The sequence below is a fragment of the Mycolicibacterium neoaurum genome, assembly GCF_036946495.1.
Classification (GTDB): domain Bacteria; phylum Actinomycetota; class Actinomycetes; order Mycobacteriales; family Mycobacteriaceae; genus Mycobacterium; species Mycobacterium neoaurum_B.
This window is the reverse complement of the sequence record NZ_JAQIIX010000002.1, coordinates 459,366-485,934: the sequence shown is the minus strand read 5'-3', so window position 1 is coordinate 485,934 and position 26,569 is coordinate 459,366. Positions and strand designations below refer to the sequence as shown.

At 67.1% G+C, this 26,569-nt stretch carries 28 protein-coding genes; 14 read left to right on the top strand and 14 right to left on the bottom strand.

Going from position 1 to position 26,569, the window contains the following annotated elements:
• Positions 1 to 87: 87 nt before the first annotated feature.
• Both glgC and PGN27_RS07695 read left to right on the top strand, forming a co-directional pair.
• A complete protein-coding gene (glgC, locus tag PGN27_RS07700) occupies positions 88 to 1,302 on the top strand; it encodes a glucose-1-phosphate adenylyltransferase (RefSeq protein WP_335325619.1) in 1,215 nt (404 codons plus the stop codon).
• Positions 1,293 to 2,498: a diguanylate cyclase domain-containing protein gene (locus tag PGN27_RS07695; protein ID WP_335325618.1), complete on the top strand. Its 1,206-nt coding sequence runs from the start codon at positions 1,293 to 1,295 to the stop codon at positions 2,496 to 2,498. The genes glgC and PGN27_RS07695 overlap by 10 nt, the downstream gene beginning before the upstream one ends.
• 11 nt (positions 2,499 to 2,509) lie before the next feature.
• Here the strand turns inward: PGN27_RS07695 and PGN27_RS07690 are convergent, their stop codons facing one another.
• The 7 genes from PGN27_RS07690 to PGN27_RS07660 form a co-directional block, all read right to left on the bottom strand.
• On the bottom strand, positions 2,510 to 2,692 hold the full coding sequence (locus PGN27_RS07690) for a hypothetical protein (RefSeq protein ID WP_335325617.1): 183 nt from the start codon (positions 2,690 to 2,692) through the stop codon (positions 2,510 to 2,512).
• Between the two features lie 20 nt (positions 2,693 to 2,712).
• On the bottom strand, positions 2,713 to 3,375 hold the full coding sequence (locus PGN27_RS07685; RefSeq protein ID WP_335325616.1) for a methyltransferase family protein: 663 nt from the start codon (positions 3,373 to 3,375) through the stop codon (positions 2,713 to 2,715).
• On the bottom strand, positions 3,372 to 4,922 hold the full coding sequence (locus PGN27_RS07680; protein WP_335328662.1) for an ABC transporter permease: 1,551 nt from the start codon (positions 4,920 to 4,922) through the stop codon (positions 3,372 to 3,374). The genes PGN27_RS07685 and PGN27_RS07680 overlap by 4 nt, the downstream gene beginning before the upstream one ends.
• Positions 4,923 to 4,978: 56 nt before the next feature.
• Positions 4,979 to 5,869, bottom strand: coding sequence for an ABC transporter ATP-binding protein (locus PGN27_RS07675; protein WP_335325615.1), 891 nt, complete (start codon positions 5,867 to 5,869; stop codon positions 4,979 to 4,981).
• Entirely contained in the window at positions 5,869 to 6,528 is a 660-nt protein-coding gene (locus PGN27_RS07670) for a TetR/AcrR family transcriptional regulator (protein ID WP_335325614.1), read from the bottom strand. The genes PGN27_RS07675 and PGN27_RS07670 overlap by 1 nt, the downstream gene beginning before the upstream one ends.
• A gap of 102 nt (positions 6,529 to 6,630) precedes the next feature.
• Entirely contained in the window at positions 6,631 to 7,506 is an 876-nt protein-coding gene (locus PGN27_RS07665) for a type IV toxin-antitoxin system AbiEi family antitoxin (RefSeq protein ID WP_335325613.1), read from the bottom strand.
• Positions 7,507 to 7,641: 135 nt separating this feature from the next.
• Positions 7,642 to 8,283, bottom strand: coding sequence for an O-methyltransferase (locus tag PGN27_RS07660; protein WP_335325612.1), 642 nt, complete (start codon positions 8,281 to 8,283; stop codon positions 7,642 to 7,644).
• Positions 8,284 to 8,458: 175 nt separating this feature from the next.
• Between PGN27_RS07660 and sigE the strand changes: the two genes are divergently transcribed.
• The 4 genes from sigE (at position 8,459) to tatB (ending at position 11,678) form a co-directional block, all read left to right on the top strand.
• On the top strand, positions 8,459 to 9,229 hold the full coding sequence (gene sigE / locus PGN27_RS07655; RefSeq protein WP_335325611.1) for an RNA polymerase sigma factor SigE: 771 nt from the start codon (positions 8,459 to 8,461) through the stop codon (positions 9,227 to 9,229).
• A gap of 89 nt (positions 9,230 to 9,318) precedes the next feature.
• Positions 9,319 to 9,714: an anti-sigma E factor RseA gene (gene rseA / locus PGN27_RS07650; protein ID WP_335325610.1), complete on the top strand. Its 396-nt coding sequence runs from the start codon at positions 9,319 to 9,321 to the stop codon at positions 9,712 to 9,714.
• A 70-nt stretch (positions 9,715 to 9,784) separates the two neighbouring features.
• The gene (htrA, locus tag PGN27_RS07645) at positions 9,785 to 11,275 is read left to right on the top strand and encodes a serine protease HtrA (protein WP_335325609.1); all 1,491 of its coding nucleotides are present in this window, start codon (positions 9,785 to 9,787) and stop codon (positions 11,273 to 11,275) included.
• Position 11,276: 1 nt separating this feature from the next.
• Positions 11,277 to 11,678 (top strand): Sec-independent protein translocase protein TatB, encoded by a 402-nt coding sequence (gene tatB, locus PGN27_RS07640; protein WP_335325608.1) that lies wholly within the window; start codon positions 11,277 to 11,279, stop codon positions 11,676 to 11,678.
• 12 nt (positions 11,679 to 11,690) lie between these two features.
• Here the strand turns inward: tatB and PGN27_RS07635 are convergent, their stop codons facing one another.
• The 4 genes from PGN27_RS07635 to PGN27_RS07620 all read right to left on the bottom strand — a co-directional run bounded on the left by PGN27_RS07635 (position 11,691) and on the right by PGN27_RS07620 (position 16,219).
• On the bottom strand, positions 11,691 to 12,833 hold the full coding sequence (locus tag PGN27_RS07635; protein ID WP_335325607.1) for an Mrp/NBP35 family ATP-binding protein: 1,143 nt from the start codon (positions 12,831 to 12,833) through the stop codon (positions 11,691 to 11,693).
• A 74-nt stretch (positions 12,834 to 12,907) separates the two neighbouring features.
• Positions 12,908 to 14,182, bottom strand: a complete 1,275-nt coding sequence (locus tag PGN27_RS07630; RefSeq protein ID WP_335325606.1) for a lytic transglycosylase domain-containing protein — start codon at positions 14,180 to 14,182, stop codon at positions 12,908 to 12,910.
• A gap of 149 nt (positions 14,183 to 14,331) precedes the next feature.
• Positions 14,332 to 14,889, bottom strand: coding sequence for a DUF1003 domain-containing protein (locus PGN27_RS07625; protein WP_335325605.1), 558 nt, complete (start codon positions 14,887 to 14,889; stop codon positions 14,332 to 14,334).
• A gap of 37 nt (positions 14,890 to 14,926) precedes the next feature.
• On the bottom strand, positions 14,927 to 16,219 hold the full coding sequence (locus tag PGN27_RS07620) for a magnesium transporter MgtE N-terminal domain-containing protein (protein ID WP_335325604.1): 1,293 nt from the start codon (positions 16,217 to 16,219) through the stop codon (positions 14,927 to 14,929).
• A 25-nt stretch (positions 16,220 to 16,244) separates the two neighbouring features.
• On the opposite strand from PGN27_RS07620, the gene PGN27_RS07615 reads away from it, so the two are divergent.
• Positions 16,245 to 17,204, top strand: coding sequence for an HpcH/HpaI aldolase/citrate lyase family protein (locus PGN27_RS07615; RefSeq protein ID WP_335325603.1), 960 nt, complete (start codon positions 16,245 to 16,247; stop codon positions 17,202 to 17,204).
• Positions 17,205 to 17,208: 4 nt separating this feature from the next.
• On the opposite strand, the gene PGN27_RS07610 is transcribed toward PGN27_RS07615, so the two are convergent.
• The gene (locus PGN27_RS07610) at positions 17,209 to 17,598 is read right to left on the bottom strand and encodes a DUF4190 domain-containing protein (protein WP_335325602.1); all 390 of its coding nucleotides are present in this window, start codon (positions 17,596 to 17,598) and stop codon (positions 17,209 to 17,211) included.
• Entirely contained in the window at positions 17,595 to 18,362 is a 768-nt protein-coding gene (locus PGN27_RS07605; protein ID WP_335325601.1) for a DUF4190 domain-containing protein, read from the bottom strand. The genes PGN27_RS07610 and PGN27_RS07605 overlap by 4 nt, the downstream gene beginning before the upstream one ends.
• A 127-nt stretch (positions 18,363 to 18,489) precedes the next feature.
• On the opposite strand from PGN27_RS07605, the gene PGN27_RS07600 reads away from it, so the two are divergent.
• From PGN27_RS07600 to PGN27_RS07575, 6 genes are all read left to right on the top strand, one after another.
• The gene (locus PGN27_RS07600) at positions 18,490 to 18,990 is read left to right on the top strand and encodes a YflT domain-containing protein (protein WP_335325600.1); all 501 of its coding nucleotides are present in this window, start codon (positions 18,490 to 18,492) and stop codon (positions 18,988 to 18,990) included.
• Positions 18,991 to 19,141: 151 nt separating this feature from the next.
• Positions 19,142 to 20,509: an ABC transporter substrate-binding protein gene (locus tag PGN27_RS07595; protein WP_335325599.1), complete on the top strand. Its 1,368-nt coding sequence runs from the start codon at positions 19,142 to 19,144 to the stop codon at positions 20,507 to 20,509.
• Entirely contained in the window at positions 20,506 to 21,405 is a 900-nt protein-coding gene (locus PGN27_RS07590) for a carbohydrate ABC transporter permease (RefSeq protein WP_335325598.1), read from the top strand. Before PGN27_RS07595 ends, PGN27_RS07590 begins: the two co-directional genes overlap by 4 nt.
• 58 nt (positions 21,406 to 21,463) lie before the next feature.
• Positions 21,464 to 22,300: a carbohydrate ABC transporter permease gene (locus PGN27_RS07585; protein ID WP_335325597.1), complete on the top strand. Its 837-nt coding sequence runs from the start codon at positions 21,464 to 21,466 to the stop codon at positions 22,298 to 22,300.
• 3 nt (positions 22,301 to 22,303) lie between these two features.
• Positions 22,304 to 23,476: an ABC transporter ATP-binding protein gene (locus PGN27_RS07580; protein WP_335325596.1), complete on the top strand. Its 1,173-nt coding sequence runs from the start codon at positions 22,304 to 22,306 to the stop codon at positions 23,474 to 23,476.
• Complete coding sequence (locus PGN27_RS07575) at positions 23,476 to 24,069, top strand: suppressor of fused domain protein (RefSeq protein ID WP_335325595.1); 594 nt, start codon at positions 23,476 to 23,478, stop codon at positions 24,067 to 24,069. The genes PGN27_RS07580 and PGN27_RS07575 overlap by 1 nt, the downstream gene beginning before the upstream one ends.
• A gap of 65 nt (positions 24,070 to 24,134) precedes the next feature.
• Here PGN27_RS07575 and corA read toward each other — a convergent pair whose 3' ends face one another.
• Positions 24,135 to 25,241, bottom strand: a complete 1,107-nt coding sequence (corA, locus tag PGN27_RS07570; RefSeq protein WP_335325594.1) for a magnesium/cobalt transporter CorA — start codon at positions 25,239 to 25,241, stop codon at positions 24,135 to 24,137.
• Between the two features lie 121 nt (positions 25,242 to 25,362).
• Between corA and PGN27_RS07565 the strand changes: the two genes are divergently transcribed.
• Positions 25,363 to 26,532 (top strand): NAD(P)-dependent malic enzyme, encoded by a 1,170-nt coding sequence (locus PGN27_RS07565; RefSeq protein WP_335325593.1) that lies wholly within the window; start codon positions 25,363 to 25,365, stop codon positions 26,530 to 26,532.
• Positions 26,533 to 26,569: the final 37 nt, after the last annotated feature.

Below are 26,569 nucleotides of genomic sequence, written 5' to 3'. Positions count from 1 at the left end.
TCCCGTTGGCCCCAAACACCTTGACATGCAGCGTGTTGTTCGGGCGATTGGCTAGCCGCACCGCGGCCAGCCCGATAGGTTGGGACCATGAGGGAAGCGCCACATGTGCTGGGCATCGTCCTCGCTGGGGGGGAGGGTAAGCGCCTTTACCCTTTGACGGCGGACCGGGCGAAGCCCGCGGTGCCTTTCGGCGGCGGATATCGGTTGATCGACTTCGTGCTGTCCAACCTGGTGAACGCGCGGTTCCTCCGCATCTGTGTACTCACGCAATACAAATCGCACTCGCTCGACCGGCACATCTCGCAGAACTGGCGACTGTCCGGATTGGCCGGTGAGTACATCACCCCCGTCCCGGCGCAACAGCGGCTGGGGCCGCGGTGGTACACCGGATCGGCCGACGCGATCTATCAGTCGTTGAACCTGATCTACGACGAGGACCCGGACTACATCGTCATCTTCGGTGCCGACCACGTCTACCGGATGGATCCCGAACAGATGCTCGCGCATCACATCGAGAGCGGTGCCGGCGCGACAGTCGCCGGTATCCGGGTGCCTCGGTCGGAGGCATCGGCCTTCGGCTGCATCGACGCCGACGAATCGGGTCGCATCCGCAGCTTCGTCGAGAAGCCTGCCGACCCGCCGGGCACCCCGGATGACCCGGAGCAGACCTTTGCCTCCATGGGCAATTACATCTTCACGACCAAGGTGCTCATCGACGCGATCCGCGCCGATGCCGACGAGGACCATTCCGACCACGACATGGGCGGGGACATCATCCCGCGACTGGTGGCCGACGGGATGGCCGGCGTCTACGACTTCGACGACAACGAGGTGCCCGGCGCCACCGAACGCGACCACGGCTACTGGCGTGACGTCGGCACCCTGGACGCGTTCTACGACGCCCATATGGACCTGGTCTCGGTGCATCCGGTGTTCAACCTGTACAACAAGCGCTGGCCGATTCGCGGGGGGTCGGAGAATCTGGCGCCCGCCAAATTCGTCAACGGTGGTTCCGCTCAGGAATCGGTGGTCGGTGCCGGAAGCATCATTTCCGCGGCGTCGGTGCGCAACTCGGTGCTGTCGTCGAATGTGGCCATCGAAGATGGTGCGATCGTCGAGGGCAGCGTGCTGATGCCCGGTGTGCGGATCGGTCGGGGCGCGGTGGTGCGGCGGGCGATCCTGGACAAGAACGTCGTCGTCGGTCCCGGCGAGATGGTCGGTGTCGACCTGGACAAGGACCGCGAGCGCTTCTCCATCAGCTCCGGCGGAGTGGTGGCCGTCGGCAAGGGTGTGTGGATCTGACCGACCGGGGCGCGTCGTTCCTCGACACGCTATGCCGAACGGTGCGGACGGCACTGAATTGCCGGCAGGCGATGGTGCTCAGCGATCGGACCGATATCCCACCGAGCGCGGTGTTCCTCGACGATGCGTCGGGTCAGGGATACCCGGTCCCGAGCGCACTGGGCGAGGCCAGGTTCGTCGCCGCCGTGCCGGTGATCATCGATTCGACCGCCCAGCGCGCACTCTGGGTCGCCGACCCGCAGCCGCGCACCATCACCGCCGGTCTGCGGGACCAACTCGAGGCGTTCGGATCGTTGGCAGCCCATCACCTGCAGCTGACGGCCGCCGCGGGCCTGTACCGGTTGGTTGCCGAGAACTCGGCGGACACGCTCATCCGCGGCAGCATGGACGGCATCCGCCGCTACGTCTCGCCCTCGATCCGCTCGCTGCTGGGCTACGAGGCCGCCGAATTGGTCGGTGAGCGGGCCAGCGATATCACCCACCCAGATGACGTCGGCGCCTTCGGGCGAAAGATGCTGGCGATGCGAGAGGGCCAGATCGACAGCTTCACCACCGAGCACCGGATGCGGCACAAGGACGGCAGCTGGGTGTGGATCGAGGCATTCGTCCGCGTCACCCGGGACGCCGGTACCGGTGAGCGTGACGGTTACGTGGTGTCGGTGCGCGACACGTCGCGCCGCAAAGAGCTCGAAGAACAATTGGTGCACAACGCCTCCCATGACCCGCTGACCGGCCTACCGAACCGGGCGCTGCTCTACCAACGTCTCGCCGAACACATCGCACGGGCCACGCCGTTCGCGCTGCTGTGCATCGATCTGGACGGGTTCAAGCAGGTCAACGACCAACTCGGACACAGCACGGGCGATATCGTCCTGACCACGGTGGCGAAGCGGCTGGTTGCAGGGGTGCGGACCGGCGATACGGTGGCGCGCCGGGGCGGTGACGAGTTCGTGGTGATCCTGGGTGACGCACCGCTACCCGAATCCGCAATGGCATTGGGACGCAGGCTCATCAACACTGTTTCGACCCCGTTGACGGTCGGCGATTGGACCGGTGCCGTGGGTTTGAGCGTGGGGATCGCCATCGGCGGGGCGGCGGACGACGCAGAGGAACTCCTACTTGCCGCCGACCGGGCGATGTACGAGGCGAAGGCGGCCGGCCGCAACGGGTGTCGGCTCGCCACCACCGATCACTAGTACGTCGGTGACTAGTTTGCTGTCTGGGCTGCGCGAGCGGGCTTGTCGTGCCGCGGTACCTGTGGCAGGTCCGTGATCTTGCGGCCCCGGCCCGCCACCGTGGCCAGCGAGCGACGGCACTTCGGGCAGATCGGCTTACCGGCGATGTCGACCGTCCACTTCTTGCCGCTGCCCGGGCATGCTCTGTCTGCCATGGGTGCAACTCTATCGACGCTCACCACACGTGCGGAATCAGCCTGAAACGGACTGTTTCCATGTACTCGCGGTACCCGGCGAGCTCGGTGGTGAGCATCTGCTCCTCGTCGCGGATGCGCGCGACGATCACCGGTGCCGATGTGGCGACGCCCAGCAGACCCCACAGCGAGCCCAGTGCAAGCGGCGTGCCGATCATCATGATCGCGGCGCCGGTGTACATCGGATGCCGCACCCTGGCGTAGAGCCCGCTCGACACCAGCGGCTGATCGGCCTCCACCCGCACGGTCGCCGCGGCGTAGTTGTTCTGTACGACGACCAGTTGCGCGATGCCCAGCCCGACCGCGACCAGGACGTTGCCGCCGATGACGAGCCACACCGATACCGAGGACCAACCGAAGCGGTGATCCAGCGCGGACAGTACGAACGTCACTGTCACCAGCACCAGTATGAGAGACATGATGATCCGTTGCGCCGGGCGGGTTTCGGCGGTCGGACCGGCCTGCATGCGACGCGCCAGCGCCTGCGGGTAGCGCACGGCTAGGTAGATGCTCGGAAACGTGGTCGTGGTCACGAACACCGCGAGAAACACCCACGCCTGCCAATAGTCGAATGTCCCTGCGGGCCAGAACAGGACGGCGACGAACAACAGCAGGCCCGCACCCGTCTGTAGTGCGAATCTCATGAGACGTCCCTATGGCGATAGAGGTATCCGGCGGCCGCGGTGAACCCCACCGCCACGACTGTCATGACGGCAAGGGTGACGGTGGGCATATCTCTGGGTGCCGTCGTCTGGCTCACGGGTGACAGTTCGACAAGCCACCGGGGCAGCCGCAGCAATGCTCCCAGATACAGTGCCGACACCACGAAACCTACTGCCAGCCAGCCGATCAGCGGTCGTCGCAGTGCCGTGGCAAGCGCGGCGATACCGGCCAGCACCGCCATCGCCGGCAGCTGTGCCAGAGCGGCGCCGGTCAGTCGCCACGTTGCGGCAGGTGCGCCGGTGGTGATGGCGGCGCCCAGACCGTTGCCCAGACCGGCTGCGGTCAGCAGAACCGTGGTGCTGACCAGCGTGGCGGCCACCGCGCTCAGCAGCAAGGCCCACCGCGATACCGCCGCCGCCAGGATCGGCTCGGTCAGACCGCGTTGTTCGTCGGTGTAGATGCGTAGCACGGCGGCGACCACGAAAGCGCCTGTGGCGGAGGCCAGGAATTGCGTCATCGTGGTGTAGGCACCGTCGGCGCCGGAGTCGGCCAGCATCCGGGCCAGTAGTTCGTTCTCCCCGGCCGCGTCGAGCAGGGATCGGGTCATCGACCCGAACGTCAATCCGGCCAGGAACAGGGCGACACCCCAACCGATGAGTTGACCCCGGTGCAGAACGAGGTGCAGCACGAACAGGTTCGGGATGGTCCCGGCGCCGGGGCGCTCATCGGTCGAGGCGATGATCCCCGCGTCGTACTCGCGGCGACTCTCGCATGCCAGCGACCCGGCGAACAACGCGGCGGCCAGCACCATCAGCATCGCCAAAGGCCACCAACGCAATTCGACGAACGACCTCATCTGCTGCGCCCAGGCGATGGGTGACAACCAGCTTATGGCGCTCCCCGAATGGTCGATGACATCGCCGACACCGCGGATCAGGACGGCGGCCGCCAGCCCGCCCATGGCGGCGCCGGTGGCGGTCCGCGACTGCCGCCACAGTTGCGCGGTGAGGGCGGCGAGGCCACCGAAGACCATGGCGGTCGCGGCGATACCGATGCTGAGGGCCGCGCTGTCGATCACGACGAGCCCGCCGAGGGACAAGGCCACGGTCATGGTGAGCGCGAGCACCGCATTGGTGGTGGTGACCACCAGCAGCGCCGCGACGGTGCGGGCATGGCGTCCCACCACCGAGGACTGCACCAGTTCGGCAACGCCGTACTCCTCCTCGGCGCGGGTGTGCCGGATCATGGTCAGGATGGCCAGAATCGAGGCTGCGACGATGAGGGTGAGCATCAGTTCGTTGGCGATCATCGTGCCCAGCGCGGTGGGATCGGTCCCGAACATGGGACCGCTGAGCATGATTCCGGCGGGGGTCTGCATCAACTCGATGCGGGCCCACCGTTGCTCCCGGCCAGGGTAGGTCATGGCCAGCGCGGCGGGGGTGTACGCGGGCAATGCTGTCAACAGCACGATCCACACCGCCAGTCGAATTCGGTCACGGCGCAGGGCAAGTCGCAGCAACACGGTCATACCGGTCAGCGACCCGGCTCCGCCATGGTGGCCGGTGCGCTCGGCGACGGCGGGTATCACGGTGCCACCTGGTACTCGCGCATGAACAGGTCTTCCAGTGACGCCGGGGCGACCTGCAGCTCGGTGATACCCAGGCCGGTGAGGTGTTCCATCGCGATGTCCAGGTCGGTGCGATCGACCGAGAAGTTGACCTGCCCGTCATGCTCGGCGAAGTCGTGGACGAACGGCAGGTCTGTCCACCCGGTACCCGCGTGACGAGTACGCGCGGTGACCGTCGTGCGCGTCAGATGGCGCAGGTCGGTGAGTGCCCCGGAGCGCACCGTTTTGCCGGCCCTGATGATCGTGACGGTGTCACAGAGCTGCTCGACCTCGGCCAGGATGTGGCTGGACAGCAGCACTGCCGCGCCGCGACCGGCCACCTCGGCGACGCACTGCTGAAAGTTCTTCTCCATCAACGGGTCCAACCCCGAGGTTGGCTCGTCGAGGATGTAGAGCTCGGAGTCGGCGCTGAACGCGGCGATGATGGCGACCTTCTGCCGGTTGCCCTTCGAGTAGGTACGTGCCGCCTTGTGCGGGTCGAGTTCGAAGCGTTCGATGAGCTCATCGCGGCGGCGGGTGTCGATGGCGCCGTTGCGAAGCCGGGCCAGGAAATCGATCGCCTGTGCGCCGGTGAGGTTGGGCCACAATGTCACATCGCCGGGGACGTAGGCGATGCGCCGGTGCAGGGTGACGGCATCATGCCACGGGTCGCCGCCGAGCAGCCGGACGTGTCCGCCGTCGGCACGCAACAGGCCCAACAACACCCGGATGGTCGTCGATTTGCCCGCGCCGTTCGGGCCGAGGAATCCGGTGACCTCACCGGGCGCCACCGACAGGTCCAAACCGTCGAGCGCGATGCTGCGCCCGAACCGCTTCGTCAGTCCCTGGATCTGCACTGCCTCGGTCATCACTGACTCCCTTCGGTGGAATGGCTGAACGGGATGCCTTGTCGGCGTTGGGCGATGAAGGCGTCGTACATGGTGGAATCGGTCAGCAGGCCGCGGGTGTAGAGCTCCAGAGCCGGCAACACCATGTCCTCGGCGTAATCGCGCAGCACCGCGCGGATATCGGTGGGGTTGTCGTGCAACTGCAGATAGAGCAGGAAACCGCCCCCGCTGAGCATGCCGAGGAATCGTGCCCGCGCCTTCGGGTCGTCGCTGGGTTTGATGGTGCCTGCGCGCACACCGTCGTCGAGGTACTGCTCGGTGTTGTCGAGCATCCTGTGCCAGAACGCCTTGGCCAGGTCGCCGCCGGTCTGCATGCTGCGCACCAGATAGACCATCAGCGGGGCGTACTCCTCGATCTCGGCCATCTGCGCGAGCCAGGTGGCCGGGTCCGAGGACTGGATGGATTCGGACTTGGCGGTGCGGATGTACTCGGCGATGTAGTCGTCACACGCCTTGCGCAAGCCGTCCTTGGAGCCGAAGTGGTGGATGACCAAGCCGGGGCTGACACCCGCCGCGGTGGCGATGGCGCGCACGCCGGTGCTGAACCCGTGCGTGCCGAACTGCACGATCGCCGCGTCGCGGATTCGGGCCACGGTTGTCAGATCGTCGTTTGAACGCATGTTCAGTACATTAAACACTCGTTCAGTCGGTGGTCAAGGATCTCCCGCGAGCAGACTCATGTACCCCCTGAAAAGGCTGTCAAAGGGGGTAGAAGCGTCTGCTCAGCTCGCGCGCTGCGCCATGTGGAGTCCGAGTCGTTTCACCAATTCGTCGGGATGGCATCGGACGTCATCGACGACCAGTGGGCTGGTCAGCCAACCGCACTCCTGCAGGCGCGCGACCTTCATCCGATCGTGCCGCAGCGAGACGGGGTTGGCATGCCATTCCATGCTTTCGTACTCGGCGACCAATCTGAACTCGGGCCACGCGAAATCCACGCGCCACAAGCGCCCATGCAGGTCGACGATCTCGTATTGCAGTTCCGGTGCCGGCAGACCGCCATCGTGGAATGCCAGTCGGGCTTCGCTCTCCATCGGCGATTCCGCGCGACCGTCGGCGAGCGCCACCATCTCCCGCACCTGCACGATGCCGCGTCGGCCGCGCTGCTCGACGATGGCGGCGGTGAGAGCGCCCGCATCGCAGGTGCGTGAGCGTAGGGCCGAATCGAGGACGGCAAGTGCTCTTGGACGCCGAACCGAACGCGCGATCTCGACGGCGGTCCACGCCGGGGCGGTGCACAACCGGCCACCGACGAGCTTCAGCGGTGCACCAATTCGTTGATGCACCATCACATCTGGAGTTGGGCGCAACCGAATACCAGGGTCGAGCACGTGGATGCGATCGTCGGGCTCGGTTTTGAAGTCATAGAGCTCGGCCGCGGTGTGCATGCACGCGACGACCCGTTCACCGGCGCAGATGTCCAACGCTGCCAGCCGCGCAGCGGTGTCGGGGGTGTGCAACGCGTAGATGCGACGGCGGACACGTATCAACTCGTCTTTGCGCAACATGACTTCGACGCGCTTGGGTGTGGCCACGCTCAGGATCTGTTGTCGTGTCACGACTCCGCCGCAGGCGGCGAAGAGCTCGTGCAAGGACATGACGTGATACTTGCCGTCGTCGTCCGGCGATGCCAGGCATCGACCATGATGCCTGTTGATAACTCCGCGAGCAGACCCATGTACCCCTGGCCGCGCTCAGATTTGGGGGTATATGCGTCTGCTCGCGGGAGAAGGCTAGTCGCGGGCGGCGGCGAGCAGCCCGTCACCCAGCGGCACGAGCACCGGGGTGAAGCGCTCGTCTTCGGCGATCAGCCTGGCGGCCTCGCGGACCGCACTGACCTCGGCGTCATTGGCCGATGCGTCACCGGCCCGCCCGCCGAGCGCCGCGCGATGCACCACGATCGCCCCACCCGGCCGCAGCAGGCGCACACCCTCGGCCACGAACTGTGGTTGGTCGGCGGGCGCGGCGTCGATGAAGACCAGGTCGTAGGACTCGTCGGCGAGCCGGGTCAGCACCTCCTGGGCGCGGCCGCCGATCAGCCGGGTGCGCGATGCGCCGACGCCTGCTTCGGTGAAGGCCTGCTTCGCAAGGCGCTGGTACTCGGGCTCGACGTCGATCGTGGTCAGCACCCCGTCCTCGCGCATACCCGCCAACAACCACAACCCGCTGACGCCCGCGCCGGTGCCCACCTCGACCACGGCCTTGGCGCCGGTCAACCTCGCCAACACCGACAGCAGGGCGCCGACTGCGGGGGTGACGGCGCCGGCCCCGCTGTCCACGGCGCGCTCGCGGGCCGCGGCGGTGACCGCGTCCTCGGTGATCGACGCCTCCGCGTGCGAGACGATCGACTGGGCGGCGTCGTCGGTGCTGGCCATGCCCGCAGCGTAGAGCAGAGGTGCTCAGACGCCTGCCGACACGCCCGCCCGCGATGCGCAGATCACATCGAAAATCTGCCCGTTTTGCCTGGTTGCGCCGGGGGTATCTGCTTTCTCAGGAATTGTTCAGTTTGCTCATATGCCTGGCACACCCCGGCGGGAGAACGTACTACGCATGGAACACGGCGACAGCTTGCGTCTTCGGAATACGGCCGACACCGGCCACGTTGCCCCTAGCAACGAGCAGACGTCCGCCTGCCATCTCGATTTGGAGGATCCGATCACCGCTTCAACCAGCACTACGAGCAGCCCAGCTGCCAGCCCCGTGACCATGCCCCATCTGGAGCAGTTCACCGACGGTGACTGGGTTGAGCCCTCCGACGAGCTGACCGGCACCGCGGTGTTCGACGCCACCGGCGACAAGGCGGCCATGCCGTCCTGGGACGAGCTGGTGCGCCAACACGCCGACCGCGTCTATCGGCTGGCCTACCGCCTTTCGGGCAACCAGCAGGACGCCGAGGACCTGACCCAGGAGACCTTCATCAGGGTCTTCCGATCGGTGCACAACTACCAGGCCGGCACGTTCGAAGGCTGGTTGCACCGCATCACCACCAACCTGTTCCTCGACATGGTCCGTCGCCGCACCCGCATCCGCATGGAGGCGCTTCCCGAGGACTATGACCGGGTGCCCGCCGAGGATCCGAACCCCGAGCAGATCTACCACGATTCGCGGTTGGGCCCGGACCTGCAGGCAGCGCTGGACTCACTGCCGCCGGAGTTCCGTGCCGCCGTCGTGCTCTGCGATATCGAGGGTCTGTCGTACGAGGAGATCGGTGCAACCCTCGGTGTGAAGCTCGGCACCGTCCGAAGCCGCATCCACCGCGGTCGCCAGGCCCTGCGCGAGCACCTGGCCAAGCACTCCGATCAGCTGAGCGCCTCGGCCTGAGCCGTCCTGGTGTGCACCGCGGCATGCCGCGCTACATTCGAGTGAGTGTTGTCGGTGCGACGACGCGGCGAACCGGAAGGAGCGGGGCGATGGCCGACCCTGGCGATGTATTTCGTCGTGCTTTCTCCTGGCTGCCCACCCAGTTCGCCTCGCAGAGCAGCGCCCCGGTGGGTCCACGCCGGTTCGGCTCGACCGAGCATCTCTCGCCCGAGGCCATCGCCGCGTTCGTCGACGGTGAACTCCGGATGACGGCACATCTGCGCGCCGGTCACCACCTCTCGCTGTGCCCGCTGTGCGCCGACGAGGTGGAGGCACAGCGTCAGGCCCGTACCGCGCTGCGCGATTCCTGCCATATCGCGATGCCCAGCTCGCTGCTCGGCCTGTTGTCCCAGATCCCGGACCGGGATCCACCGGAGCAGCCGTCCGTCGAAGACCCTCAGCGCGTCGCAGACGGCGTCGCCAGGGCGCGCCGTAAGCGCCGGTAGGGTTGCAATCGAGACCAGTAGTCGCGCGTCCCGTCTCGGATGCGTGCTGTGACCGGGGAGTGATGCACGGGTGAGCAACAAGGACGAATCGGGTAACAACCCTCGGTTGGCTCCCCGCCCGGTGTCGCGTCCGCCGGTGGATCCGGCCTCCCAACGCGCCTTCGGTCGACCCGCCGGCGTGTCCGGCTCGTTCCTCGGTGCGGACAAGCACATCGATCAGGGCGAGTACACCCCCAAGAGCCTGAACCCCGATCCGGTGCTGGCCGAGGCGTTCGGCCGGCCGTACGCCGGCGGCGAGTCGCTGCAGCGTCATCCGGCCGATGCCGGTGCGTTGGAAGCCGAGAACCTCCCCGATGAGGACGACACCCCCGACCCGTGGCGCGACCCGGCCGCGGCCGCAGCGCTGGGTGCACCGGCCGTGGTGGCCTCCGCGCCGGTGGTGACGCAGGCGCCGCAGGGCAAGCTCGGGGTGCGCGACGTCCTCTTCGGTCGCAAGGTCTCGGTCGTCGCGCTGGTGATCCTGGCGCTGATCGCCCTGCTGATCGGCGCGCTGGGCGGTCTGGTCGGCAACAAGACCGCCGAGGTCGTCGAGGCCTTCACCACCTCTAAGGTGACCCTGGAGACCAGCGATCTGCCCGCCCAACCCGCGGGCCGGCTCGCCGAGGTGGCCGCCGCGGTGGCCGACTCGGTGGTCACCATCGAGGCCACCAGCGATCAGTCGGGATCCCAGGGATCCGGTGTGGTGGTCGACGGCCGCGGTTACATCGTGACCAACAACCACGTCATCTCCGAGGCCGCCAAGAACCCGGCCAAGTTCAAGATGTTCGTTGTCTTCAACGATGGCAAGTCGGTGCCGGCCAATCTCGTCGGCCGGGATCCCAAGACCGACCTCGCGGTGCTCAAGGTCGACAACGTCGACAACCTGACCGTGGCCAGGCTCGGTGACTCCGAGAAGCTGCAGGTCGGCGAGGAAGTCATCGCTGCCGGAGCGCCGCTGGGTCTGCGCAGCACCGTCACCAGCGGCATCATCAGCGCGCTACATCGACCGCTCCCGCTGTCCGGGGACGGTTCGGACACCGACACCGTGATCGACGGTGTGCAGACCGACGCGTCGATCAACCACGGCAACTCCGGTGGCCCGCTGATCAACATGAACGCCGAGGTCATCGGCATCAACACGGCAGGAAAGTCGTTGTCCGACAGCGCCAGTGGCCTCGGCTTCGCCATTCCCGTAAACGAAGTCAAGGATGTCGTCCAGAAGCTGATCGAGGCGGGCAAGATCGAGCACCCGTCGCTGGGCCTGACGGCCCGCTCGGTCAGCAATGATCTGGCTTCCGGAGCCCAGATCGCCAACGTCAAGGCCGGCGGGCCTGCCGAGCGGGCGGGCATCCTGGAGAATGACGTGGTGATCAAGATCGGCAACCGGAAGGTGGCAGACGCCGATGAGTTCGTCGTCGCCGTCCGTCAGCTGAAGATCGGCGAGCCCGCCCCGGTCGAGGTGCTGCGTGACGGGCGCCCGGTCACGTTGACCGTCACGCCGATCGGCGACGGCACGGCCTGAGATGTTCGCCAATGTCGGATGGGGCGAGATGCTCATCCTGGTGGTGGCCGGTCTGGTCATCCTCGGCCCGGAACGGTTGCCCGGAGCGATCCGGTGGACCTCCAACGCGGTACGCCAGGCGCGCGAGTATCTCAGTGGCGCCACCAACCAACTGCGCGAGGACCTCGGCCCCGAGTTCGACGACCTTCGTCAACCCCTGAGCGAGTTGCAGAAGCTTCGCGGCATGACGCCGCGGGCCGCACTGACAAAACACCTGCTCGACGGGGATGACTCGTTCCTGACCGGCAATTTCGACAAGCCGGTCAAACCGGTATCTCCCGATGCACCCACACCGGTCGTCCCGGAGACCCCGCCGGCCCCGCGCGAACCCGGACCCACCAGGTTCGACACGGACGCAACCTGAGTCGGTACCCGGCTAGCGTCCGGCCGGATCCAGACCCAGCGACATGCCGGCCAGGCCGCGCTTGCGCGCACCGAGCGCGTCGGCGACCTTGCGCAGTTCCCTGCCCGCCGGCGAATCTGGGGCCGACAACACCAGCGGCACCCCGGTATCGCCCGCGGACACCAGCTCGGGTTCCAGCGGCACCTGCCCCAGTAGCGGGACCTCGGCACCGACCGAACGGGTGAGGGACTCGGCGACCTGTCGGCCGCCGCCCTCGCCGAACACCTGCATGACGGTGCCGTCCGGCAGCGTCAGGCCGGCCATGTTCTCGACCACGCCGACGATGCGTTGGCGGGTCTGCAGTGCGATGGCACCGGCGCGCTCGGCGACCTCGGCGGCCGCGGACTGCGGGGTCGTGACGACCAGGATCTCCGCGCCGGGGATCAGCTGGGACACCGAGATCGCGATGTCACCGGTGCCGGGCGGCAGATCGAGCAGCAGGACGTCCAGGTCGCCCCAGTAGACGTCGGCGAGGAACTGCTGCAGCGCCCGGTGCAGCATCGGCCCGCGCCACACCACCGGCGTGTTGCCCTGGGTGAACATCGCGATCGAGATGACCTTCACGTCATGGGCGATCGGCGGCAGGATCATCGAGTCGACCTGAGTGGGCCGATCGACGATGCCCATCATCCGCGGCACCGAATGGCCGTAGATATCGGCGTCGAGGACACCGACCTGCAGCCCACGTGCGGCGAGCGCGGCGGCCAGGTTCACCGTGACGCTGGACTTGCCGACACCGCCCTTGCCGGAGGCGACGGCATACACCCGGGTCAGCGAGTTCGGCTGGGCGAACGGGATGACCGGCTCGCGGGAATCGCCGCGCAGCAGCTTGCGCAACTCGGCGCGCTGTTCGTCGTTCATCACGTCGAGGGCGACGGTGACCGCGCCGGTGCCGGGCACATCGGTCACCGCGGCGGTGACCTTGTCCACGATTTCGGTCTTCTTCGGGCAGGCAGAGGTGGTCAGGTAGATCTCGACGGCGACGGAGTGGTCGTCGGCGATGCTGACGCTCTTGACCATGCCGACCTCGGTGATCGGACGGCGCAGTTCGGGGTCGACGACCTTGCTCAGCGCGGAGCGCACCGCGGCTTTCAGGTCGGTATGTGTCGAGGACATTGCCACCGAGTCTAGGCCGCTGTCGTCGACCATCGGACCGCCGGGCCGACTCGTCGGTTGGTTACCTCGGTGGCTCAGGCCGCGGGACCGGGCGCGGGGCCCGGAGCCGGGCCCACTGCTGCCGGGAGCACCGGCGCGACCGGGGCCGGCGCCGGCGGGGGCGCGAACGGGTTGAACGGCGCGGGCGGCGCGACCGGGGGCGGGGCGAACGGATTGAACGGCGCGGGCGGCGCGACCGGGGGCGGGGCGAACGGATTGAACGGCGCGGCCGGCGGCGGGGGTGCGAACGGGTTGAACGGTGCTGCAGGGACGGGCTTGTTTTCCCCGATGCAGAAGACGGCGCAATTCGGTACGGCCGCAGGCTGATCCGGCCCTGGCGGCACCGGCAACCGGTCGGCGACGTTGGCCCGGCCCAGATCGAAGAACGGCATCACGGCCATCGGATCGGTCGACGGCAGTCCCAGCGCATTGAGCGGCAGGCCCGGTCCCAGCCCCTCGGCGTTGGTCGCGAGGTGCACGTTCGCGTCACGCAGCTGTGGCACGGAGCCGGTGATCGGCGGCAGATCCACTGGCACCACCCCGGTGGCGTAGGCCGCCGCCCACCCCAGCACGTTACGGGCATAGGCCACGGAGTTGTTGTAGCGCAGGATCGCCGTCATCACCTGGCTCTGATCACGCATGTTCAGCCCGCCGCTGCACAGGTAGCGGGCTGCGGCCAGGGTGGCGTCGAAGAGGTTCTGCACCTCGGCCTTGCCGTCACCGTTGCCGTCGGAGGCGTACCGCGACCAGGTGCCGGGCAGGAACTGCATCGGGCCCATCGCCTGGGCATAGGTGATCCGGTCGTTGTTGCGGCTCTGCACGATGACCTCGTTACCGGGCAGCGAGCCGTCCAGCGCCGGGCCGAGGATCGGCCGCACCGCGGTGCCGTTGATATCGGTGGCGCCGTTGCTGGCGTGCATGGACTCGATGCGGCCGATACCGGCCAGCAGATTCCAGCTCATCCCGCAGTTCGGTGCGGCGGAGGCCATCATCCGTTCGGCGTTGCGGTAGGCGTTGAGGGCGACCGTCGGGATACGCAGGCTGCCCGGCGAGCTGACCACCGCGGCGGGCGGGGGAGCGGTCAGCGCGGTGCCCGCGGTCTGGAACGGCCGCGGCGCCCGGTAGACGGGAACCACGACCGCGCCGGCACTTTCGTCCGGGGTGGGCACCACCGCGGCCAGCGGGGTGACGGTCGCCTCCAGCACGGGTTTGATCGATGGCCCTGACGCGCCGACGCCGAGCGTCAGCACCAGCGGGGCGAGCACGGCGACACCCAACAACCCGCGTGAGCTGGGAGCCGATTCGGCCACGGACCGGAGCGCCTGATCAGCGTGGCGCCGCGCCGCTGCGAGGGCGGCGCTTCCCCGTTTTGCCACTCAACCGTCCTAAATCCGTTACCCGACCGTTGTGAACCAGGTCACCATACCCATTGCGACGTCGGCGTGGTGGGCCAATGGGTTCACTGATCCTGTTCGGATTCGTCGGAACCATCCGCCTCGGCGATGTCGGCCACCGCTCGTTTGCCCTTGTTCTTCTTCGGTTTGGGCGGCACCAGTTCGACCAGCATGTCGCGCAGGTCCTCCAACTCGCGACGCATGTAGTCGCGGGTGACCACCTCGCCCACGGCCAGCCGCAGCGCCGCCAGCTCCCGGGCCAGGTACTCGGTATCGGCCTTGGTCTGCTCGGCGCGGCGGCGGTCTTCCTCCAACGACACCCGGTCCCGGTTCTCCTGACGGTTCTGGGCCAGCAGGATCAGCGGTGCGGCGTAGGCCGCCTGGGTGGAGAACGCCAGGTTGAGCAGGATGAACGGATACGGGTCCCACTGCCAGGCGAAAGCGCCGACGTTCAACAGGATCCAGACGATCACCACGATGGTCTGGATGGCCAGATAGCGGCCGGTGCCCAGGAACCGCGCGATGCTCTCGCTGACCCGCCCCACCGCCTCGACATCGAAGCGGGGGCGAAGGGAGCGTGATCGGCGGGGGGTGTCGAGGCGCTGGCGCGCGGAGTCGCTCATCCGACGACCTTCCCGGACGCGGCGGTGTCGGCCCGGCTCATGTCGCGGAGTCCGTCATGATCACCGGTTCGCCCTCGTGCTCTCGCCAGTTGTCGGGCAGCAGGTGGTCCAACACGTCGTCGACAGACACCGCACCCAACAGATGGTTCTCCTCGTCCACCACCGGCCCACAGACCAGGTTGTAGGCGGCGAAGTACCGGGTCAGTGCGCCCAGCGGCTCGTCGGGGCGCAGGCTCGGCAGATCGGTGTCGACGATGCCGCTGACCAGCGCGGCGGGCGGTTCGCGCAGTAACCGCTGTAGGTGGACGCAACCCAGATAGCGGCCGGTCGGCGTGGCGGTCGGCGGGCGCACCACGAACACCAGCGAGGCCAGCGCCGGTGTGAGGTCCGGATCGCGGACCCGGGCCAGCGCCTCGGCGACGGTGGTATCGGGCGCCAACACCACCGGCTCGGAGGTCATCAGACCACCGGCAGTGTTCGGCGAGTGGCTGAGCAGTCGCCGGACATCCTCGGAGTCCTCGGGATCCATCCGGCGCAGGAACTGTTCGGCGTCGGCGGGGGCCATCGACCCCAACAGGTCGGCGGCATCATCGGGGTCCATCGCCTCCAGCACGTCGGCGGCGCGGTCGGTCTTGAGCTGCCGCAGCACCGTTGCCTGCTCGTCTTCGGGCAGTTCCTGGAGCACATCGGCCAGCCGTTCGTCATCGAGTGCGTTGACGACCTCGAACCGCCGTTTGGCAGGCAGATCCCGGATCGCGTCGGCGACCTGGACCGGGCGTTGACCCTGGAATTGCTCGAGCAGCTGCGCGACTCCCTGATCGGGCATCGCCAGACCGGACGGTGTCAGGCCGTGCACGTGCTTCCAGTCCACCGAATAGACATTGCTGCGTCGGCCGAGCCTGCGTTGCGGGCGGACGGCCACCTTCGTGACCATCCAGTCTCTGGTGCGGGTCTGCTCGATGCCCAGATCGACGACGACGACATCCATCCCGGCCAGCTGCTCCAGATCGGGATCGTCGACCCGCACCCGGGTTTCCAGTATCTGGCCCAGCGCCAGCACCTCACCGGGCCGCTGGGAGAATCGGCGCAGGGAGACGTTTCCGGTGGACAGCGTCACGGTGCCCGGTTCTATCGCGGTGACGCGCAGGATCGGCACGAAAATCCTTTTGCGGGTGAGCAATTCGACGACGAGGCCGAGAACGCGTGGTTGTTGGCGGACGATGCTGATGCTCACCACGATGTCGCGGACCCGCCCGACGGATTCGCCGTCCGGGCCCAGCACGACCATGCCCGCAAGGCGGGCCGCATACACCCGGGTGACCGCAACCATGGGACAAAGCGTAGAGACTTGAGCCGTGGACAACCTGTATCGCCCCCGCCGAACCTGCCTGTCCGTTCCGGGTAGCAGCGACAAAATGATCGAGAAGGCCAAGACGCTCGCCGCCGACCAGGTGTTTCTGGATCTGGAGGATGCGGTCGCGGCCGACGCCAAGGCCGCGGCGCGCTCGCGGGTGGCCGCCGCGCTGGCCGAGCCGGGCTGGTCGGATCAGGCGCTGCGCGGGGTGCGGGTCAACGACTGGACCACGCCGTGGACGCATGCCGATGTGATCGAGGTCGTCGCCGGTGCGGGCGCGCAGCTCGATCTCATCGTGCTGCCCAAGGTCTCCGACGTTACTCACGTCCATGCCCTGGATCTGCTGCTGACCCAGCTGGAGCGGACGCATGACCTGCCCGTCGGGCGCATCGGTATTGAACCGCAGATCGAGGACGCCAAGGGCTTGGTCAACATCAACGCGATCGCCGCCGCGCCGCGGGTGCAGGCCCTGGTGCTGGGCCCCGGTGACATGGCGGCCAGCCTGAACATGCGGACCCTCGAGGTCGGTGGGCAGCCCGACGGTTACGACATCGGCGATGCGCACCACCACGTGCTGATGACGATCCTGGTCGCAGCCCGGGCCCACGGCATCAACGCCATCGACGGTCCGTATGTGAAGGTGCGGGATGTCGAGGGCTTCCGCCGCGTCGCGGGCCGGTCCGCGGCCCTGGGCTATGACGGTAAATGGGTGCTGCATCCCGATCAGATCGCCGCGGGCAACGAATTGTTCAGTCCGCGTCAGGCCGATTACGACCGGGCCGAACTGATTCTGGAGGCCTACGCGTGGCATACCTCGCGAGCCGGCGGTGCGCGCGGGGCGGTGATGCTGGACGACGAGATGATCGACGAGGCCAGCCGAAAGATGGCGTTGGTGGTGGCGGGCAAGGGCCGCGCGGCGGGGATGGCCCGCACCGGGGAGCCTTACCGGCCGCCCGCTTAGCGCCTCAAACGAGGGGCATGCTGCTGGCCATGAGTCCGATCCACAACAGCACCCCGAGCGTCATGACGACGGTCGCCAGCGCACCGACGATCGTGGCGGCCAGCGCCAGCCCGTAACCGTCCTGGCCGGTCCGCTTGGTCTGGCGCATGGCGATCACGCCGAGGATCAGCCCGGCCACCGACGGCAGTCCGCAGAAGACCAACCCGGCCAGTGCGCTGACCAGTGCGGCGATCGCCGTGCCGTTGGTGCCCGGCGGGCGGTAGGGCGGGTAGCCGGCATACGGCGGATAGCCCGGGTAGGGCGGATACGGCGCCGCGGGACCGGGCGGGTAGGCCTGCGGGGGCAGCGGCGGCGGAAGGCTCGGATCGTCGGGAGGACCGTACGGGCCGGTCATGGGGAGACGCTGGCGAGCGCACCGATGAAGATCCCCAGTGCTATCCCGGCAGCCAGGACAAGCCCGCCCAGGACGATGCCGGAGATGGCGAGCTCCTTGCCGCGCTGTCCGGTTCGCTTGATCTGGTTCAGCGCGACGATTCCCAGGACGATGCCGGCGATGGTGGCGGGGATCCCCATGATGAAGCACAGGAAGAAGAGCGGGACGGCCAGCCCGGAACAGACCAGCGAGGCGACCGCCATGCTGTTCTGCGGGACCGGCGCGCCGTACGGCGCCGGATAGCCCGGTGCGTAGCCGCCGGGACCGCCATAGGGTGGCGGTCCGCCGAATTGGCCCTGCGGCATGGGCGGTGGGCCGAATCCCGGCGGTGGGCCGGCGTAGCTGCCGGGAACCGGGCCGGGGTAGGACGCGGTGGGGTCGAACCCGGTCGGCGGCGGATAGGGCGAGCCGAGGTCCTGCGGGGCGCCGTACCCGGGTGGCGGGGGCGGGTATCCGGTGGCCGAGAAGTCGGGGTTCGTATATCCGGGGTTCGCGTACCCGGGCGAGTACCCCTGCTGCGGATAACCCGGCGGCTGGTCGGCCGCGGACGGCTGGTTGTACCCGTACGCGGGTGGCGGGGGGTAGTCCGGGTAGGCCGCGGTCTCGGCTGAACGCTCGATGGGCGGCGCCTCGTATCCAGAGCCCGACGGCGACGTGGTCGACTCGGCCTGCGAACCCGGCTCCGACGGCGGGGTGGCGGCTGCGTCCTCTCCCGGATTGGTCATGACCCAAACGTAGCGTACGTGCTGGTGGTGCTGTTGATTCGCCGATCGTGACGCGGGTACCCATGATGGCGCGCAGCGGCATAGGGTTGTTCGCATACCGGCTTGTCTACGTGAGGAGAGCAGAGTCATGACGGGTCCCCTTCGACCAAGCCAAGACCCGGGTGCTCGCGGGCCCGCCGCGCTGCCGACACCCCCCAAGGGCTGGCCCATCGGCTCCTACCCGACCTACGCCGAGGCGCAGCGCGCGGTGGATTACCTCTCCGACCAACAATTTCCGGTGGAGCAGGTCACCATCGTCGGGGTCGACCTGATGCAGGTCGAGCGCGTCACCGGTCGGCTGTCCTGGCCGAAGGTGCTCGGCGGCGGTGTGCTGTCCGGGGCGTGGCTGGGGTTGTTCATCGGTTTGATCCTCGGCTTCTTCAGCCCCAGTCCGTGGGGTGCGCTGGCCACGGGTCTGATCGCCGGTGTGTTCTTCGGTCTGATCACCTCGGCCATTCCGTACGCAATGGCGCGCGGCACACGGGATTTCAGCTCGACACTGCAGCTGGTCGCCGGCCGCTACGACGTGCTGTGCGACCCGCGTAGCGCCGAACAGGGGCGGGATCTGCTGGCACGCTTGACGATCTGATGGGCCGACGCGCCCGGCAAGTGGTTGCATAGTACGCGGCTATGGCTCTACGTTGGCCCCGCGGAGGTTTCTCCTGCAGGTCGCCAACGGCGGCGACATCGGACGCAAACGGAGGCCGGTAGTGCGCACACGACGGCTTTGTGCGGCGGTGATGGCTGCATTGACGGCCGGGTCGGTCATGACGGCGTGTGGTTCCGCCGACGACGGCATTGTCATCAGCTATTACACACCCGCCAATGAGATGGCAACGTTCACCGCGGTTGCGCAGAAATGCAATGAGCAACTCGGCGGGAGATTCACGATCAGGCAGGTGTCGTTGCCCAAGGGTGCCGACGATCAACGCCTGCAGTTGGCCCGACGGCTCACCGGCAACGACAAATCGTTGGATGTGATGGCACTCGACGTGGTGTGGACCGCGGAGTTCGCCGAAGCCGGTTGGGCACTTCCCCTCTCGGACGATCCGGCCGGTCAGGCCGAGGCCGACGCGACCGAGAACACGCTGCCCGGGCCGTTGGAGACCGCCAAGTGGCAGGACAAGCTGTACGCGGCGCCGATCACCACGAACACCCAATTGCTCTGGTACCGAGCCGATCTGGTGCCGGCCCCGCCGACGACATGGGATCAGATGGTGGCCGAGGCCAAGCGGCAGTACGCCGTGGGCGGCCCGAGCTGGATCGCGGTGCAGGCCAAGCAGTACGAGGGTCTGGTCGTGTGGTTCAACACGCTGCTGGAAAGCGCCGGGGGACAGGTGCTCTCCGATGACGGTCAGAGCGTCACCCTGACCGACACCCCGGAGCATCGTGCGGCGACGGTGAAGGCTCTGCAGACCATCAAGGACGTTGCCACCGCCCCGGGTGCGGATCCGTCGATCACCCAGACCGATGAGGGCACCGCGCGGCTCGCGCTCGAACAGGGCAAAGCCGCGCTCGAGGTCAACTGGCCGTTCGTGTTGCCATCCATGCTGGAGAACGCGGTCAAAGGCGGGGTGCCGTTCCTGCCGTTGAACGAGGACCCGTCGCTGACCAGTGCGATCAATGATGCCGGCAGCTTCTCGCCGTCCGACGAGCAGTTCAACGTCGCCTACGACGCGAGCAAGAAGGTTTTCGGGTTCGCCCCGTTCCCCGGCATGGTCGACGGTGAGCCGGCCAAGGTCACCCTCGGCGGGTTGAATCTGGCGGTCGGCAAGAACACCCAGCACAGGGCCGAGGCCTTCGAGGCCATCCGGTGCCTGCGCAATGTCGACAACCAGCGCTACACCTCGGTGGAGGGCGGGCTGCCCGCGGTGCGGGCTTCGCTCTACGACGACCCGGCCTTCCAGCAGAAGTACCCGCAGTACGAGATCATCCGGCAGCAGTTGACCAACGCCGCGGTGCGCCCGGCGACCCCGGTGTACCAGGCGCTGTCGACCCGGATTTCGGCAACGCTGGCCCCGATCACCGATATCGATCCGGAGCGGACCGCCGACGAGCTGACCGAACAGGTGCAGAAGGCGATCGACGGGAAGGGGCTCATTCCGTGAGCGCGAAGACGGGCACGGATGACCTCGCCGCGCAGCGACGGCTCGCCTTCTGGTTGATCAGCCCGGCGGTATTTCTGATGCTGGCGGTCACCGCGTACCCGATCGGTTACGCGGTCTGGCTCAGCTTGCAGCGCTACAACCTGGCCGCGCCCGATGATGTCGAGTTCATCGGCCTGGGCAACTACCAGACCATCCTCACCGACCGGTATTGGTGGACGGCCTTCGTGGTGACCGTCGGTATCACGATCGTCTCGGTGGCCATCGAGTTCGTGCTCGGCATGGCGCTTGCACTGGTCATGCACCGCACCATCTTCGGTAAGGGCACGGTGCGCACCGCGATCCTGGTGCCCTACGGCATCGTGACCGTCGCGGCGTCCTACAGCTGGTACTACGCATGGACGCCGGGGACGGGATATCTGGCCAATCTGCTGCCCGACGGCAGCGCCCCACTGACCGAACAGCTTCCGTCACTGGCCATCGTGGTGTTGGCAGAGGTGTGGAAGACGACGCCGTTCATGGCTCTGCTGCTGCTCGCCGGGTTGGCCCTGGTGCCCCAGGACTTGCTCAATGCCGCACAGATGGACGGCGCCGGGCCATGGAAGCGGCTGACGAAGGTGATCCTGCCGCTCATCAAACCGGCAATCCTGGTCGCGCTGCTGTTCCGCACGCTGGATGCGTTCCGCATCTTCGACAACATCTATGTGCTCACCGGTGGTGCCAATGAGACCGGGTCGGTGTCGATCTTGGGTTATAACAACCTTTTCAAGGCGTTCAACCTGGGGTTGGGCTCGGCGATCAGCGTGCTGATCTTCCTGTGCGTCGCGATCATCGCGTTCATCTTCATCAAGATCTTCGGAGCTGCGGCGCCGGGTAGCGACGAGGAGGCACGCCGATGAGCGCTTGCGCGAAGAGCATGAGTCCGATGAGCGCTTGCGCGAAGAGCAGGGACATCCGATGAGCGAGCAGGTGAATGCCCGCCGCGTGACCGGGTGGGCGATCGTCAACGTCATCGTCGTGCTGTACGCACTGATCCCGGTGTTGTGGATCCTGTCGCTGTCGCTCAAGCCGACATCGTCGGTGAAGGACGGCAAGTTCATCCCCGAGCAGATCACCTTCGACAACTACAAGGCGATCTTCCAGGGCAATATCTTCACCTCGGCGCTGGTCAACTCGATCGGCATCGGGTTGATCACCACACTGATCGCGGTCACCATCGGCGGCATGGCCGCCTATGCGATAGCCCGGTTGGCCTTCCCCGGTAAGAAGCTGCTCGTCGGGGTGGCGTTGCTGATCGCGATGTTCCCGCAGATCTCGCTGGTGACACCGATTTTCAACATCGAGCGCCGGCTCGGGCTGTTCGACACCTGGCCCGGCCTGATCATCCCTTACATCACCTTTGCGCTGCCGTTGGCGATCTACACCATGAGTGCCTTCTTCAAGGAGATCCCGTGGGATCTGGAGAAGGCGGCCAAGATGGACGGCGCCACGCCGGGCCAGGCCTTCCGCAAGGTGATTGCGCCGCTGGCCGCGCCGGGCATCGTCACCGCGGCCATCCTGGTCTTCATCTTCGCCTGGAACGATCTGCTGCTGGCGCTGTCGTTGACGGCGACCGAGCGGGCCATCACCGCGCCGGTCGCGATCGCCAACTTCACCGGCAGCTCGCAGTTCGAGGAGCCCACCGGCTCCATCGCGGCAGGCGCGATGGTCATCACCATCCCGATCATCATCTTTGTTCTCATCTTTCAGCGACGGATCGTGGCCGGGTTGACCTCCGGCGCGGTGAAGGGGTAAGTCATGGCCGAAATCGTGCTGGAAAACGTGTCGAAGAGTTACGCCGGTGGCGCCACCGCGGTCAAGGACCTGTCGCTGACCATCGCCGACGGTGAGTTCATCATCCTGGTCGGGCCGTCCGGCTGCGGGAAGTCGACCACGCTGAACATGATTGCGGGCCTGGAGGACATCAGTTCCGGGGAACTGCGTATCGGCGGCGAGCGGGTCAACGACAAGGCGCCCAAGGACCGCGACATCGCCATGGTCTTCCAGTCCTATGCGCTGTATCCGCACCTGTCGGTGCGGCAGAACATCGCCTTCCCGCTGACCCTGGCCAAGGTCGGCAAGGACGAGATCAACCGCAAGGTCGAGGAGACCGCCAAGATCCTGGATCTGGCGAACCTGTTGGATCGCAAGCCCGCCCAGCTCTCCGGTGGCCAGAGGCAGCGAGTTGCCATGGGGCGGGCCATCGTCCGCAATCCCAAGGCGTTCCTGATGGACGAGCCACTGTCGAACCTCGATGCCAAGTTGCGTGTGCAGATGCGGACCGAGATTGCCCGGCTGCAGAGCCGGTTGGGCACCACCACGGTGTACGTCACGCACGATCAGACCGAGGCGATGACGCTCGGGGACCGCGTCGTGGTGATGCTGGCCGGTGTCGCGCAGCAGATCGGCACGCCCGAGGAGCTGTACAACACCCCGGCCAACCTCTTCGTCGCCGGGTTCATCGGCTCGCCGGCGATGAACTTCTTCCCGGCCTCGCTGACCGACGGCGGCATCAAACTGCCCTTCGGTGAGGTCATGCTCTCCGACGAGGCGCAGCGCGTGTTGGAGCAACATCCCGCGCCCCGCAACGTCATCGCCGGTATCCGGCCCGAGCATTTCGACGATGCCGCCTTGATCGACACGTACTCGCGTATCCGGGCGGTCACCTTCGAGGTCGACGTGGACTTGGTCGAATCGCTGGGCGCCGACAAGTACCTGTACTTCCGTACCGAGGGGTCCGGGGCCAAGTCGGCGCAGCTCGAGCAGCTGGCTGCCGAATCCGGTACCGGTGAGAACGAGTTCGTGGCACGGGTTTCCGCGGATTCGAAGGTGCGCGCGGGAGGCAAGGCCGAGCTGGCCGTGGACACCTCCAAGCTGCTGATCTTCGATGCCGACTCCGGGGTGAATCTGTCGATCCCGCCGGCGGGCTAGTGACCGACGTTCTGGCCGAAGTGCGCCGGGGGGTGCGCAAGCACTTCACCGATGCCGGTGTGCTCGGCGATCCCGGCGAGGCCAGTGTGACCTTTCTCGGCGCCGACCGGATCGACATCCTGCGCTTCGGTCCGGATGGTGCGGGCGTCAATCATTATGTGTCGCTCGGCTGTTCGCGGTATCCGATGGCCGATCCGACGGATCTGGTCGCCGACGGGGTGCGCGGGCCGCGGGCCGAGGTGATGGTGTCGTTGCGCCCGCCCAGCCCGGTCGGGTTGGCCAAGTCCATCGCGATACTCGCCGCGGCCCCCGCCGTCGAGGGTCTGGTGCTCGAACCCGACGCTCTGATCGACCTGAGCGGCCCGCTGTTCGAGGCCGCACCGTTCACAGCATTCCTGTTGAGTGCCGGCCCGATTCCCGATATCGAGTTGCCGGAACCGTTGTCGGCGGTGACTGTGCTGCAGGCCACGCCGATCACCCCGACCGAGGCGGCCTGGGTACGGCTCAAGGGCGCCGAGGCGATGCGTGAGGCCTGGCGCACCGACGGCGTCGACGTGTTCGACCCGAACCGCCGGGCCTCCGAACCGTCCTGATTCCTGCGATTTGTGGAGCCGCAGCCGCGTCGGTCACGGCTCAGACTCCACAAGTCGCGGGAAAATCAGAGCCAGTGGTTGCGTCGGAACTGCCGATACAGCAGCGTGCAGATGGTCAGCATCGCCAGCAGTACGGCCGGGTAGCCGTAGGTGGCCTTCAGCTCCGGCATGTTCTCGAAGTTCATCCCGTAGATGCCCGCCATCGCGGTGGGCACCGCGGCGATGGCCACCCATGCCGAGATCTTGCGCATATCGGTGCTCTGCTGCATTCCGACCTTGCCGACGGCGGCCTGCACCAGGGAGCTGAGCACCTCGTCGTAGCTGGCGATGCGGTCCGAGGCGCTGGTGTTGTGGTCCAGGACATCGCGCATGTAGCGACGGACCTCCTTGGAGATCAGGTCGTTGTGATCGGATCCCAGGCGCTGCAGGGCGGTCGTCAGCGGGCTGACCGCGCGGCGCAACTCGACGATCTCGCGCTTGAGCATGTAGATGCTCTCGATATCGGTCGGCGAGCTGGGGGAGAAGACGTTCTCCTCCATGGCGTCGATATCGGTCTCCACCCGATCGGTCACCTCGAGATAGCCGTCGACGACATGGTCGGCGATCGCGTGCATCACCGCGTACGGGCCGAGCGCGCAACTGGCCGGTGAGTTGTCCATCGTCCGGCGCACCCCGGCCAGCCCGCTGTGGTCGCCGTGGCGGACCGTCACGACGAAGTCGGTGCCGACGAAGATCATGATCTCGCCGGTCTCCACGATCTCGGGGGCATTGGCCACCGACTCGTGCTCGACGTAGTTGACGGTCTTGAGTACGAGGAACAAGGTGTCGTCATAGCGTTCCAGCTTGGGACGTTGATGGGCGTGCACGGCGTCCTCTACCGCCAGTTCGTGCAGCCCGAACACGTCCGCCACCGCCTGCATCTGGTGTTCGTCGGGTTCGTGCAGGCCGATCCAGACGAACGCCGCGGTCCCGGTGGCCTCGATCTCGCGGACCTTGTTCAGGGCCGCGGCGTGGGTGTACTTGCCGGGCAGGCGCGCACCGTCGCTGTATACGCCGCAGTCGACCATCGCCTGCGAGACAGGGACGTGGATGCTGCGGGCGTCCGGCTCGGCCGGGGCGCGCCGCGCCGACGGGCGCAACTTGGACGGTGACGGCGTGCGGAACGTCGGCATCGCTACCTCCCAGCATCACGGGACAACCCGGGCAGAATGTTACTCGTCAGTCGCATTTCCAACCTCTCACCAGCGGGGTTGGGGTGCCGGTGAGTTGAATGGATGAAGTAGCGTCGAGCGCATGTCCGAACTGGTGCGAACCCCACAGGTCGTCGTCGACGACGCCGAGATCTTTGCCGCCCACGAGGGTGGAAAGCTCTCGATCGATCTGAAAGCGCCGCTGGATACCCAGCGTGCCCTGTCGATCGCCTACACCCCGGGCGTAGCCCAGGTCAGCCGCGCGATCGCCGCCGATGCGACGTTGGCCAAGAAGTACACCTGGGCCAACCGGCTGGTGGCCGTCGTCAGCGACGGCAGCGCCGTGCTGGGCCTCGGCGATATCGGCCCGGCCGCCTCGCTGCCGGTGATGGAGGGCAAGAGCGCGCTGTTCAAGACCTTCGGTGGCCTCGACTCGATCCCGATCGTGCTGGACACCAAGGATCCCGACGAGATCGTCGAGACGCTGATCCGGCTGCGCCCGACCTTCGGGGCGGTGAACCTGGAGGACATCTCGGCGCCGCGCTGCTTCGAGATCGAGCGCCGCGTCATCGAAGCATTGGACTGTCCGGTGATGCACGATGACCAGCACGGCACGGCGATCGTGGTGCTGGCGGCCCTGCTGGGTGCGGTGAAGGTCCTCGACCGCGAGATCACCGACCTCAAGGTCGTGGTGTCCGGGGCCGGCGCCGCTGGGGTGGCGTGCACCAACATCCTGCTCAACAGCGGGATCAGCGACATCATCGTGCTGGACAGCAAGGGCATCGTCGAAAGCGGTCGCTCCGACCTGAATTCGTTCAAGGCCGAGCTGGCCCAGCGCACCAACCCGCGCGGAGTCACCGGTGGCGTCGCCGAGGCGCTCGACGGTGCCGATGTGTTCCTCGGCGTGTCGGCCGGGTTAGTGCCCGAGGAGTTCATCGCGACCATGGCCCCGGGTGGCATCGTGTTCGCACTGTCCAACCCGGACCCCGAGATCCACCCCGATGCGGCCCGTAAGTACGCCGCGGTGGTCGCGACTGGCCGCAGTGACTTCCCCAACCAGATCAACAATGTGCTGGCCTTCCCCGGTGTGTTCCGCGGTGCCCTGGACGCGGGTGCCCGCCGTATCACCGAGGAGATGAAAGTGGCTGCCGCGCATGCGATCTTCTCCGTCGTCGGGGACGATCTCGCCGTCGACCACATCGTGCCCAGCGCGTTGGATCCGCGCGTCGGACCCGCGGTCGCCAAGGCCGTGGCCGCAGCCTCCGGGGTCTGAGATCGGTTCGGCCATCCGGTTTCTGGCAGCTGCGCTG

What these genes read in the sequence shown, in the direction of transcription:
- glgC (WP_335325619.1), top strand. Translation starts at nt 88, where the DNA reads ATGAGGGAAGCGCCACATGTGCTGGGCATCGTCCTCGCTGGGGGGGAG.
- PGN27_RS07690 (WP_335325617.1), bottom strand. Translation starts at nt 2,692, where the DNA reads ATGGCAGACAGAGCATGCCCGGGCAGCGGCAAGAAGTGGACGGTCGAC.
- PGN27_RS07685 (WP_335325616.1), bottom strand. Translation starts at nt 3,375, where the DNA reads ATGAGATTCGCACTACAGACGGGTGCGGGCCTGCTGTTGTTCGTCGCC.
- PGN27_RS07680 (WP_335328662.1), bottom strand. Translation starts at nt 4,922, where the DNA reads ATGACCGTGTTGCTGCGACTTGCCCTGCGCCGTGACCGAATTCGACTG.
- PGN27_RS07675 (WP_335325615.1), bottom strand. Translation starts at nt 5,869, where the DNA reads ATGACCGAGGCAGTGCAGATCCAGGGACTGACGAAGCGGTTCGGGCGC.
- PGN27_RS07670 (WP_335325614.1), bottom strand. Translation starts at nt 6,528, where the DNA reads ATGCGTTCAAACGACGATCTGACAACCGTGGCCCGAATCCGCGACGCG.
- PGN27_RS07665 (WP_335325613.1), bottom strand. Translation starts at nt 7,506, where the DNA reads ATGTCCTTGCACGAGCTCTTCGCCGCCTGCGGCGGAGTCGTGACACGA.
- PGN27_RS07660 (WP_335325612.1), bottom strand. Translation starts at nt 8,283, where the DNA reads ATGGCCAGCACCGACGACGCCGCCCAGTCGATCGTCTCGCACGCGGAG.
- sigE (WP_335325611.1), top strand. Translation starts at nt 8,459, where the DNA reads ATGGAACACGGCGACAGCTTGCGTCTTCGGAATACGGCCGACACCGGC.
- rseA (WP_335325610.1), top strand. Translation starts at nt 9,319, where the DNA reads ATGGCCGACCCTGGCGATGTATTTCGTCGTGCTTTCTCCTGGCTGCCC.
- tatB (WP_335325608.1), top strand. Translation starts at nt 11,277, where the DNA reads ATGTTCGCCAATGTCGGATGGGGCGAGATGCTCATCCTGGTGGTGGCC.
- PGN27_RS07635 (WP_335325607.1), bottom strand. Translation starts at nt 12,833, where the DNA reads ATGTCCTCGACACATACCGACCTGAAAGCCGCGGTGCGCTCCGCGCTG.
- PGN27_RS07625 (WP_335325605.1), bottom strand. Translation starts at nt 14,889, where the DNA reads ATGAGCGACTCCGCGCGCCAGCGCCTCGACACCCCCCGCCGATCACGC.
- PGN27_RS07620 (WP_335325604.1), bottom strand. Translation starts at nt 16,219, where the DNA reads ATGGTTGCGGTCACCCGGGTGTATGCGGCCCGCCTTGCGGGCATGGTC.
- PGN27_RS07610 (WP_335325602.1), bottom strand. Translation starts at nt 17,598, where the DNA reads ATGACCGGCCCGTACGGTCCTCCCGACGATCCGAGCCTTCCGCCGCCG.
- PGN27_RS07605 (WP_335325601.1), bottom strand. Translation starts at nt 18,362, where the DNA reads ATGACCAATCCGGGAGAGGACGCAGCCGCCACCCCGCCGTCGGAGCCG.
- PGN27_RS07600 (WP_335325600.1), top strand. Translation starts at nt 18,490, where the DNA reads ATGACGGGTCCCCTTCGACCAAGCCAAGACCCGGGTGCTCGCGGGCCC.
- PGN27_RS07595 (WP_335325599.1), top strand. Translation starts at nt 19,142, where the DNA reads ATGGCTGCATTGACGGCCGGGTCGGTCATGACGGCGTGTGGTTCCGCC.
- PGN27_RS07585 (WP_335325597.1), top strand. Translation starts at nt 21,464, where the DNA reads ATGAGCGAGCAGGTGAATGCCCGCCGCGTGACCGGGTGGGCGATCGTC.
- PGN27_RS07580 (WP_335325596.1), top strand. Translation starts at nt 22,304, where the DNA reads ATGGCCGAAATCGTGCTGGAAAACGTGTCGAAGAGTTACGCCGGTGGC.
- corA (WP_335325594.1), bottom strand. Translation starts at nt 25,241, where the DNA reads ATGCCGACGTTCCGCACGCCGTCACCGTCCAAGTTGCGCCCGTCGGCG.
- PGN27_RS07565 (WP_335325593.1), top strand. Translation starts at nt 25,363, where the DNA reads ATGTCCGAACTGGTGCGAACCCCACAGGTCGTCGTCGACGACGCCGAG.